Genomic DNA, 9,874 nt, shown 5'->3' on the forward strand with positions numbered 1-9,874 from the left:
TGGCGGGGTAGGTCGCGTAGTTGTTCGCGCCAGTAGGTTCGTTGGGTTTGCAGGTCGGCGGCGTTGCGGAGGCGGGTGTATTCGTCGTGGGACTGGTGCAGTGTGGGTGCGGGGTGTGTCCAGGTGGGTGTGTGGCCGGTGTGTCGTGCGGTGTAGGCGTGGGTGAGGTCTCGGACGAGTAGTCCGTATGACCAGCCGTCGAAGGCGATGTGGTGGATGCCGATGCCGAAGAGGATTCGGTTGGTGGTTTTGTTTCGGATCAGGGCGGCGCGCCAGTTGCGGCCTTGGGTGTAGTCGAGGGGTTGTTGTACTGCTTCGGCGAGTTGGTCGAGGGCGTCGTGTTCGGTGGCGGCGTCGGCGAGGAGTCGTAGCTGGGGCATGCCGGGGTTGGGTGGGATGATTGCGGTTGGTGGGTCGGTGCGCCGGTAGCGGGCGTGTAGGGCCTGGTGGCGGTGGTGGAGGTCGCCGAGGGCGGCCATGAGGGCTCGTAGGTCCAGCTCACCCTCGATCCACCAGGTGACCGGGACGACGACCTCCAGCGGCGACATCAGGCACTTCGCCACCTGCTGCGCGAGCGGGACCGGTCCCGCTCGCGCAGCAGGTGGCGAAGTGCCTGATGTCGCCGCTGGAGGTCGTCGTCCCGGTCACCTGGTGGATCGAGGGTGAGCTGGACCTACGAGCCCTCATGGCCGCCCTCGGCGACCTCCACCACCGCCACCAGGCCCTACACGCCCGCTACCGGCGCACCGACCCACCAACCGCAATCATCCCACCCAACCCCGGCATGCCCCAGCTACGACTCCTCGCCGACGCCGCCACCGAACACGACGCCCTCGACCAACTCGCCGAAGCAGTACAACAACCCCTCGACTACACCCAAGGCCGCAACTGGCGCGCCGCCCTGATCCGAAACAAAACCACCAACCGAATCCTCTTCGGCATCGGCATCCACCACATCGCCTTCGACGGCTGGTCATACGGACTACTCGTCCGAGACCTCACCCACGCCTACACCGCACGACACACCGGCCACACACCCACCTGGACACACCCCGCACCCACACTGCACCAGTCCCACGACGAATACACCCGCCTCCGCAACGCCGCCGACCTGCAAACCCAACGAACCTACTGGCGCGAACAACTACGCGACCTACCCCGCCAAGGCGAAGGCCGGCCGCAGGAGATCCTGGAACAGACCCCGACCTGGGGCCCCAAGACCGGGCACATCGTCGCTGTCCCGCCCGAGCTGGTACGGCGCTGGGACCGGGCCGCCGCCGAACACCGCTTCAGCCGTTCCACCTACTTCGCCGCCGCCTACGCCTCGGCGCTGCGCGCCATCCATCAGCAGGACGACATCGCCCTGCTGATGATCGTCGCCCAACGCGGCAGCCGCGTCCTCGACTCCGCGTTCACGAGCAGGATCAGCAGCAACTGTCTCCGGGTCCGGTTCGGCGGCCCGGAGAAGGACCTGATGCGCGCCCTCCAGCAGACCGCGGACGAGCTGATGGCCGCGCAGGACGTCTCCTTCCTGGAGATGGTCACCGACGACCCGGTCCTCGACCTGCCCCGCGAGGTGATCAACAGCCTGCCCTCGTTCGCCTACCAGGACAACCTCGTCCTCCCGCTGGACCTGCCCGGCTGCCGGACCGAGGAGGTCGTCGAACCGTACGCCCGGGAGTGGTCCGGTGCCTGCGTCGCCGAGGTGCTGCCCGGCGACGAGAGTGTCCTCCTGCGGGTCACCATCCGTACCGACCTGGTCCCGGCCCCCGCCGCCGAGATCCTGGCCACCGGCATGCTGCGCTTCCTGGAAGCCGGCCCCGAGGCGGTCAGCGACACACGCTGACCACAGCCTGGCGGCAGCGCGCCGGGCTGCTCACGCGAGCAGCCCGGCGCGCTCCGGTCCGGGTCAGTGGACGAGGGCCGCCGGGCAGTGCGCCAGCAACTCCGCCGGGGCGTGCACGACCAGGTCGGGGCCGGCCGCGAGCAGCGCCGCGATGTCCCCGCCGTGCCACGTCGTAGCGACGGCCGTCGCCCCGGCGTCCCGGCCGCTGAGCAGGTCGATCACCGCGTCGCCCACCATCATGGCCTCGTGCGGCGGCACGTCGAGGTTGCCCAGTGCCTGGAGCACGATGTCCGGGGCAGGCTTGGGACGGGCCACCTCGTCGGAACCGATCACCTGGCCGAAGAGGCCCAGCACGCCGAGTTGGTCGAGCAGGGAGCGGGCCCTCGGGCCGGCCTTGCCGGTGGCGATCCCCATCCGGATGCCACGCGAGTGCAGGGTCTCCAGGGTCTCCCGGACGCCGGGGAAGAGCGGCACGAGGTGGGCCATCCGGTAGCTCTCGCGGACGAACGGCCCCTCCATCTCCAGGGGCAGCCCCATCAGGCGCATGATGTCCGGGAAGTACCGGCCCATGTGCCGGTTGTACTCCTCGAACGGTGCCGGCCCGTCGCCCACCACCTCGGCGTACGCGATGCTGAACGCCTCACGCATGACGGCCGAACTGTCGACGATGACGCCGTCGAGGTCGAACACGACCGCGCGGATCGGGCCGCGCGCCGGCGACGGCGGGGTCACCTCGACTGTGGACGATGGACGGCTCATGGCTGCTCCCGGAAGGGGTTGGGGCCGACGGTGGTTCTCACCCGGCGCGATGGCCCACCAGTGCGTGCTGGCGCTCCGGCCGGGTGGGCCGGGCGCACTGGTAGATCCGTTCGATGATGTCGATGGTCCGGCGGGCCTCGGCGACGGCCGCGCCCCGGGCGGCCGGGTCGGCGAGCAGCCCGGGCAGGGCGTCGAGCTGGTGGTCGTACTCCGCGCCGATCGGCTCCCCGGGCAGCGGCAGCCGCGCGGTCCGGCCGTCGCGGGTACGCGTCAGCACCGGCGTGGGCTCCCGGTTGGGACTGAAGCCGAACGTGCAGCGCAGCGTCGCCGACCCCGCGGCGCCGTGCACGGTGACGGTGGTGCGGTCCAGCGACTCGTGCGAGGCCCAGCAGGCGTGCAGGGCGACGGAGGCGCCGGTGTCGGTGAGCAGGAACCCCCGGGCGGTGTCCTCGACGTCGCCGGGAACATGGCCTGCGGTGTCGGCCCCGCCGCGCCAGGCGGCGTGGGCGGCGCTGTCGTTGACGAAGTCGTCCGAGACGCTGCCGATCGCGTGAGTGACCCGGGCCGGGCCGAGCAGCGGCAGCACCGTGTCGAGCAGGTGCCAGCCGAGGTCAACCAGCGCGCCCCCGCCGGACTGGTCGCGGCGGGTGAACCAGCCGCCCGCGTCGGGCACCCCTCGGGCGCGAACCCAGGCCACATCGACGTGCCGGATCGGGCCCAGCTCACCGGTCACGTCGGCCAGCGCCCGGACGTCGGCCCGGTAACGGGCGGCGCTGCCGGCCAGCAGCACCGCGCCGCCGTCGCGCTCCGCGTCGGCCAGGATGCCCGCCTCGGCGGAGGTCAGGCAGACCGGCTTCTCCAGGAACACCGGTACGCCCCGGCGCAGCAGCCGGACGGCGACGACCGCGTGCAGGTGGTTCGGTACGGCGACCACCGCCAGGTCGACCGTTCCGGCGGGCAGGTCCTCGACGTCGGCGTACGCGGACGCGACGGCGTGCGTGTCGCGGGCCCGATCGCGCACCATGGGCTGCGGGTCGACCACGGCGACCACCTCGAAGCCGGGGTGTGCGGCGAGCCGGGGCAGCCAGATCTCCCGCCCGGCCCAGCCGAGGCCGACCACCGCGACCCGCACCGGCCGGCCGGCCGCGGCCGGGGGCCGGGCCGTCATCCGGCGAGGATGTCGGCGAGCACGGCGGCGATCTCGTGCATCTGCTGCTCCGTGCCGAGCAGCGTGCGGTGGTGCAGCCAGAGGCAGTCGGAGTGGATCTGCTCGGTGTTGGGGCAGCGGGCCGCGATCTCCTCTACCGACTCGTCGGGCGCGCCGGCCTTCCAGAAGCCCTCGCACCGGTAGATCGCCCGGAACGCCACGAACGCCGGGACGCCCCGGGCGATGAGCGCGTCCACCACGGCACGGCGACGCTCGATGCCGATCCCGGGGATACGGAACATCGCCATGTAGTGCGGGTTGCGGTCGGTGCGGGGGTCGGTCGCCTGCGGCACGACGCCCGGGATCTCGGCGAGCAGGCTTGACAGCAGCGGCCAGCGCTGCTCGCGCAGCGCGACCTGCTCGTCGAGGCGGGTCAGCTGGGCGCGTAGCACAGCGGCGGTGAACTCGCTCATCCGGTAGTTCGAGCCGGTGGTGCTGTGCAGGTATTCGCGGTCGGTGCGGGGCCGGCCGCAGCTGTGCACGAGGAATGCCCGCTCGCGCAGTTCCTCGTCGGGGAAGACGACCGCTCCGCCCTCGCCGGCGGTCATGAGCTTGCCGTTCTGGAAGCTGAAGGCGGCCACCGAGCCGAGCGCGCCGGCCCGCCGGCCGCGCCACTGCGCGCCCTGGGCGTGTGCCGCGTCCTGCAGCAGAGCCACTCCGGCGTCGGCGGCGAGCTTGTCGAGCGCGTCCATGTCGGCGAACTGCCCGGCCATGTGCACCGGCATGATCACCTTGGTACGGGGGGTGATCGCGGCCTCGACGGCGACGGGGTCGACGCAGTAGGTGTCCAGGTCGACGTCGACCGGCACGGCGACCGCGCCGAGACGCTGCGCGGCCAGCGAGGACGAGATGAACGTGAACGCCGGGACGATCACCTCCGTACCGGGGCCGACGCCGAGCACCTCCAGCGCGACTTCCAGCGCGTGGGTGCCGTTGGTGACGGCAAGCGCGTGGGGGCTGCCGTGGTAGTCACCGAACTCCCGCTCGAAGGAGTCGACCTCACTGCCGCCCATCCGCCACCACTGACCCTGTTCGAGGGCGCGGATCAGTCCGGTTCGCTCCTCGTCGCCGTACTGCGGCCACTCGGGGAACTCGGACACCGTCGAGGGCTGACCACTCATGACTTCCCACTTCCCAACTCGGGCAGACCAGGGGCTTGGGCGGACCATCGGGCGGGACGACCCGAGACCGCCGGTGCGCGGGCCGGGCGCAGCGGAGCACCGGATGGCCGCGCGGTACGTGACGCCTCCGTCTGGAGCCGGCGGCGTCGCTTCAGCAGGGAGGACGGTAACCGACGCGGATACGCGGTCACCGCCCCTAACAGCCCCTAGCCACCCCTTAGTCCGCCGTGCGTCGGGCGCCGCCGGTTCGCCGGGAGCCGTCGGCGTAGTAAGACTGCGGTGACCAGTCATCAGGCTCTGCGGGACCAGGGCCGTGCCCCACGAGGTGAAGCGTGTCGGACGTGCTGCTGCTGAACGGCCCGAACCTGGGCATTCTCGGCCGGCGGGAACCGGAGATCTACGGCACCGACACCCTGGACGACATCGAACGCGCCGTCGGCGAGGAGGTCGCCGCCCGGGGCTGGGGTGTGGTCGCCGAGCAGCACGACTGCGAGGGTGCGCTGATCCGTACGATCCAGAACAGCTACGACACGGTGGGCGCGATCGTCAACCCGGGCGCCCTGATGATCGCGGGCTGGAGCCTGCGCGACGCGCTGGCCAACTACCCCCGGCCCTTCGTCGAGGTGCATCTGTCCAACGTGTGGGCGCGGGAGAGCTTCCGGCACGACTCGGTGATCGCCCCGCTGGCCAGCGGGGTGATCGTCGGGCTCGGAGCGCTGGGCTACCGGCTGGCCGCGCGCGCCCTCACCGCGACCGTCCGATGACGACCGGGCACCTCGCCGTCCGGTGCCGTGGGCGCCGGCGTGCCGGCGGTACGGTCGTCCGCACGTCCCGACTCTTCCCGAAGGACCTCACGTGGAGATTCCCGTCCTCGTCCTGACCCTCGTCCTCGCGGCCGTGTTCGCGGGCACCGCCGTGCCGAAGCTCACCGGGCAGGCACAGATGCGCGAGCGGATGGACCACCTCGGCGTCTCGCCGGGGCTGACCCGCGTGCTGGGGGTGCTGGAACTCGCCGCGGTCGCCGGGCTGCTGCTCGGCCTGCTCTGGCCGCCCCTGGGCATCGCGGCGGCGATCGGTCTCGCCCTGCAGATGACGGGCGCGGTCGTCTACCACGCCCGGGCGAAGGACCCGGCCGCGACGATCCTGACGCCGGTGATCTTTGCCGTCGCCGCCCTGGCGCTCGTCTACCTGCACGTGCGGCTGGGCTGAGGCCGGCCGTGTCCGGTCCGCAGCGCCACGGCGGCGTCCTCGGCATCGACGTCGGCGGCACCAAGGTCGCGTTGCACGCGGAGGCACCCGGGCGGCCGGCGTACGACCGGACCTTCCGCTGGCCCCGGGTGGCCGCCGACCCGGCCGACGACCTGACGGTGCTGGCCGTCGAGGTGGACCGGCTGCTCGACCGGTGGGGGCCGGTGGACGCGGTCGGGGTGGCCATGCCGGCGACCACTGACACCGGGGGCACCGTCACCACCTGGCCTGGGCGCCCCGGCTGGGCGGGCCTCGACCTCACCGGCGCGCTGCGCCGCCTCTTTCCCGACGCGGCGACCGCCGTCGCCGACGACGGTGATCTCGCCGCCCTGGCCGAGGCGCGCTGCGCCGGCGCGGACGACGTGGTCTACCTGGGCGTCGGCACCGGGATCGGCGGCGGCGTCGTGCTGGCCGGCCGGCCGGTGCCGGGCCGGTCCTCCGCCGAGATCGGCCACATGGTCGTCGCCCTCGACGGTGAGCGCTGCGACTGCGACCGGCACGGCTGCCTCCAGTCCGTCGCGTCCGGCCCCGCCACCCTGCGCCGCGCCGCCGCCCGCCGGGGCGGCGAGGTGGGCTTCGACGACCTACGGGCCGGACTCGACGGGCGCGAGCCCTGGGCGGTGGCTGCGGTCGAGGAGAGCTGCCGGGCGCTGGCGGCGGCGGTGGTGAGCCTCGGCGAGATCCTCGATCCGGCGCTGGCGATCGTGGGCGGCGGCCTCGCCGCCGGCCTGCCCGGCTTCGTGCCGCTCGTCGCGCAACGGGCACGTCGCGCCGGCCGGCCCGGGCGCCCGGCGCCACCGGTGCGTCCCGCCGCCCTCGGCGGGCTGTCGTCCCTGCACGGCGCGGTGGAGCTGGCTCGTGACCTGACCGGCACGTCGGCTCCCGCGCGCCCCGTCCCCATCGCCTAGAGGAGAGCAGCATGGTCAGGATCGGTGTCATCGTCGGCAGCACGCGACCCGGCCGCAAGGCCGACGCCGTGGCCCGCTGGGTGCGCGACGTCGCCGCCAAGCGGGGCGACGCCACTGTCGAACTGGTCGACATCGCCGACTACGCCCTGCCACACTTCGACGAGGTGCTGCCGCCGTCGATGGCGCCGTCGCGACGCCCGGCCGTACGCCGCTGGGCGGCGACCGTGGCCGGGTTCGACGGCTTCGTCTTCGTCACGCCGGAGTACAACCACTCCATCCCGGGCGCGCTGAAGGATTCCCTCGACTTCCTCTACCAGGAGTGGCAGCACGCAGCCGCCGGCCTCGTCAGCTACGGCGTGCACGGCGGCACCCGGGCGGCGGAGCACCTGCGGCTGGTCCTCGGGCAGCTCGGCGTCGCCGACGTCCGCTCCCAGGTCGCGCTCTCTCTGACGACCGACTTCGTCAACTTCCGCGACTTCCGGCCGGCCGCGCACCACGAGCAGGCCCTCGGCACCATGCTCGACGAGGTGGTCGCCTGGGCCGGCACACTGCGGACGCTGCGCCGGGCCTGACGCCGCTGCGGCTGCGCGTCGGCGACCGGGGTCGGGCACCGGCATCGACCCGCTGGCACGGCACGGCGGGAAACGAGTTCGCGCCGGCCACGGCGGAGGACGAAGGGACACCCTGGAGGGATGCCCGCCGTCGTAGGCCGGGCCGGCCCGCGCAGTGCGGCGACCGCCACCGCGAGACCACCGGCGGCGGTGGCCTCCACCCATGATCGGCTGTCCTCTGTCGTCGCTGCGGCATGACACGATGGCCGTGCCCTGCGCCGCCGGTGGCCGGGCACGACACTGATGGAGTCGGGATGTCAGAACTGGCCGGCACGCCGGTGCCAGGATTGGCGAAGCTGTGGACGCACGACCCGGTCACCGCCGGCCGGTATCGGCTGCTCGGCCGGCTGGGCGCGGGTGGGCAGGGGGTCGTATACCTCGGTGAGGACGACGCTGGTGACCGCGTCGCGGTCAAGATGGTCAACGTCGATCTGACTGATCCACGGGCGCGGTCGCAGTTCGTGAAGGAGATCGCCGCCGCGCGCCGGGTCGCTCCGTTCTGCACCGCGCAGGTGCTCTTCGCCGAGGTCGACGGCGAGCGTCCCTACGTGGTCAGTGAGTTCATCGAAGGCCCGACCCTGCACCGGCACGTCCGCGAACGCGGCCCGGTGACCGGTAACGCCCTGCACCGGCTCGCGGTCGGCACTGTCACCGCGCTCGCCGCGATCCACAGTGCCGGCGTGGTGCACTGCGATCTGAAGCCGGACAACGTGGTGCTGGGCAGGGACGGCCCTAGGGTGATCGACTTCGGCATCGCTCGCGCGCTGGGCGTGACCGAGACGGCGTCCAGCCGGGTCATGGGGACCACCGCGTACATGGCACCCGAGCGGTTCCGCAACGACGCTGTCGGTCCGCCCTGCGACGTCTTCGCCTGGGCGGCCACGATCGCGTTCGCTGCCGGTGGCCGGCCACCCTTCGGCGATGATTCGCTCTTCGCCGTGATGCACCGGGTGCTGCACGATCCGCCCGACCTGCCGGCGTTGCCTCCCGTGCTGGACGAGCTGATCCGGGAGTGCCTGGCGAAGGATCCGGCGGATCGGCCGGGTGCCGAGCAGGTGCTGGTGCGGCTGCTGCGGCAGGACGCCACGGCCACCGTGCCGCTACGTCGGGAGAGCCTGCTCGAGGTCGGCAACGAGACCGCGGGCACGCCGACGCCGAACCATCCCCTTCCCCGGATCACGCCGACGGCACCGCAGCCGCGCCCGACGCAGCCACAGCCACAGCCACAGCCACAGCCGACGGTGCCGACCCAGGCCCGGCCGACGCAGCCGGCACACCCACGGATGACGACCCAGCCGGCGTACCTGCCGGCGACGGAGCCCGGCGTCGGCGCCGGGTCCGGCGGCGCGTTGCGGCGGCTGCGTCGTGAGGCCCTCGACGCCTGGGGCATCTCGACAGCGCTCTTCCTCGGCTCGGCCGGCGCCGCCGCCGGCTACGTCGCGTCGAGCGCGATCGGCCCGGCCGCCGCAGTCGGGGCGGTCGCCTTCGTCGTGGTCTACCTGGTCCGGCTGCTGGTCGCTACGGCGGTCGGGGGACGGTCCGACCGCCCGTGACGCCGCGGCAGGGGTCCGGGTCGCCGGCTGGCGCCGGATCGATAGGTTGACGGCCACCAGCCGCCCGCCGAGGAGGACGCCCCGATGACCCCATCCGTTACCCGCACGCGGCAGTGGTTGCCCTACACCGCCGCCGTCACCGCCGGGCTGGTGGTCATCGCCGGGGCGTTCGTGTTCGTCCAGCAGCGCGATGCGGGCAGCGAGGTGCCCCGCACCGACTGCGCCACCACCCTCCAGGTCAACTCGTCGACGGAGAAGGCGGCGCTGCTGGTCGACCTGGCCGAGCGCTACAACCGCAGCAGCCGGTCGATCGACGGCGGCGGCTGCGCCCAGGTGCACGTCAGCGCGCTCAACTCGGGCCAGGCCGCCGAGGCGCTGGCCACCGGCTGGACCCACACCGGCCTGCCGCGACCACAGGTCTGGCTGCCGACGTCGAGCCTGTGGACCGGCCAGCTCCGGCTGCTCGACCAAGCCGCCGGGCGAGCACCGCAGACCCCGGACCGCTACCCGTCGATCGCCAACAGCCCACTGGTGATCGCGATGCCGCAGCCCAAGGCCGAACTGATACGCCGGCGCGGGCCGCTGGGCTGGGGGGAGATCCTGGGCCTGTCCGGGCGGGAC

11 protein-coding genes are annotated in these 9,874 nt (G+C 72.9%); 7 read left to right on the forward strand and 4 right to left on the reverse strand.

The genetic code is table 11. The features are described 5' to 3' along the window. Positions 1 to 548 (reverse strand): condensation domain-containing protein (locus BAW75_RS04410; RefSeq protein ID WP_244206009.1); only part of this gene is annotated, 548 nt, incomplete at its 3' end. Between the two features lie 68 nt (positions 549 to 616). Here BAW75_RS04410 and BAW75_RS04415 point away from each other — a divergent pair. Further along, positions 617 to 1,846, forward strand: a complete 1,230-nt coding sequence (locus tag BAW75_RS04415) for a condensation domain-containing protein (protein ID WP_244206010.1) — start codon at positions 617 to 619, stop codon at positions 1,844 to 1,846. A 63-nt stretch (positions 1,847 to 1,909) separates the two neighbouring features. Here the strand turns inward: BAW75_RS04415 and BAW75_RS04420 are convergent, their stop codons facing one another. From BAW75_RS04420 to BAW75_RS04430, 3 genes are read right to left on the reverse strand one after another with little or no spacing between them, the layout of a single operon-like run. Then, positions 1,910 to 2,605, reverse strand: a complete 696-nt coding sequence (locus BAW75_RS04420; RefSeq protein ID WP_064445417.1) for an HAD-IA family hydrolase — start codon at positions 2,603 to 2,605, stop codon at positions 1,910 to 1,912. Between the two features lie 37 nt (positions 2,606 to 2,642). Beyond that, positions 2,643 to 3,773, reverse strand: coding sequence for a Gfo/Idh/MocA family protein (locus BAW75_RS04425; protein WP_104112736.1), 1,131 nt, complete (start codon positions 3,771 to 3,773; stop codon positions 2,643 to 2,645). Continuing rightward, positions 3,770 to 4,933 (reverse strand): DegT/DnrJ/EryC1/StrS family aminotransferase, encoded by a 1,164-nt coding sequence (locus BAW75_RS04430; protein WP_104112737.1) that lies wholly within the window; start codon positions 4,931 to 4,933, stop codon positions 3,770 to 3,772. The genes BAW75_RS04425 and BAW75_RS04430 overlap by 4 nt, the downstream gene beginning before the upstream one ends. 332 nt (positions 4,934 to 5,265) lie before the next feature. Between BAW75_RS04430 and BAW75_RS04435 the strand changes: the two genes are divergently transcribed. From BAW75_RS04435 to BAW75_RS04460, 6 genes are all read left to right on the forward strand, one after another. Continuing rightward, positions 5,266 to 5,697, forward strand: coding sequence for a type II 3-dehydroquinate dehydratase (locus BAW75_RS04435; RefSeq protein ID WP_030500472.1), 432 nt, complete (start codon positions 5,266 to 5,268; stop codon positions 5,695 to 5,697). A 91-nt stretch (positions 5,698 to 5,788) separates the two neighbouring features. Next, positions 5,789 to 6,142 (forward strand): DoxX family protein, encoded by a 354-nt coding sequence (locus tag BAW75_RS04440; RefSeq protein ID WP_030500471.1) that lies wholly within the window; start codon positions 5,789 to 5,791, stop codon positions 6,140 to 6,142. An 8-nt stretch (positions 6,143 to 6,150) separates the two neighbouring features. Then, entirely contained in the window at positions 6,151 to 7,089 is a 939-nt protein-coding gene (locus BAW75_RS04445) for an ROK family protein (protein ID WP_104112738.1), read from the forward strand. Positions 7,090 to 7,100: 11 nt separating this feature from the next. Then, positions 7,101 to 7,661, forward strand: coding sequence for an NADPH-dependent FMN reductase (locus BAW75_RS04450; RefSeq protein ID WP_043329859.1), 561 nt, complete (start codon positions 7,101 to 7,103; stop codon positions 7,659 to 7,661). 293 nt (positions 7,662 to 7,954) lie between these two features. Next, positions 7,955 to 9,253 (forward strand): serine/threonine-protein kinase, encoded by a 1,299-nt coding sequence (locus tag BAW75_RS04455; protein WP_167435520.1) that lies wholly within the window; start codon positions 7,955 to 7,957, stop codon positions 9,251 to 9,253. Between the two features lie 84 nt (positions 9,254 to 9,337). Next, positions 9,338 to 9,874: substrate-binding domain-containing protein (locus tag BAW75_RS04460; protein ID WP_146074797.1), on the forward strand; the 537-nt coding region annotated here is incomplete at its 3' end.

Origin of the sequence: Micromonospora chalcea (genome assembly GCF_002926165.1) — a bacterium.
Taxonomy (GTDB): domain Bacteria; phylum Actinomycetota; class Actinomycetes; order Mycobacteriales; family Micromonosporaceae; genus Micromonospora; species Micromonospora chalcea.

Bases quoted from the DNA above. Each gene is read 5' to 3' on its own strand.
- BAW75_RS04415 (WP_244206010.1), top strand. From the start codon at position 617: ATGTCGCCGCTGGAGGTCGTCGTCCCGGTCACCTGGTGGATCGAGGGT.
- BAW75_RS04420 (WP_064445417.1), bottom strand. From the start codon at position 2,605: ATGAGCCGTCCATCGTCCACAGTCGAGGTGACCCCGCCGTCGCCGGCG.
- BAW75_RS04425 (WP_104112736.1), bottom strand. From the start codon at position 3,773: ATGACGGCCCGGCCCCCGGCCGCGGCCGGCCGGCCGGTGCGGGTCGCG.
- BAW75_RS04430 (WP_104112737.1), bottom strand. From the start codon at position 4,933: ATGAGTGGTCAGCCCTCGACGGTGTCCGAGTTCCCCGAGTGGCCGCAG.
- BAW75_RS04450 (WP_043329859.1), top strand. From the start codon at position 7,101: ATGGTCAGGATCGGTGTCATCGTCGGCAGCACGCGACCCGGCCGCAAG.
- BAW75_RS04455 (WP_167435520.1), top strand. From the start codon at position 7,955: ATGTCAGAACTGGCCGGCACGCCGGTGCCAGGATTGGCGAAGCTGTGG.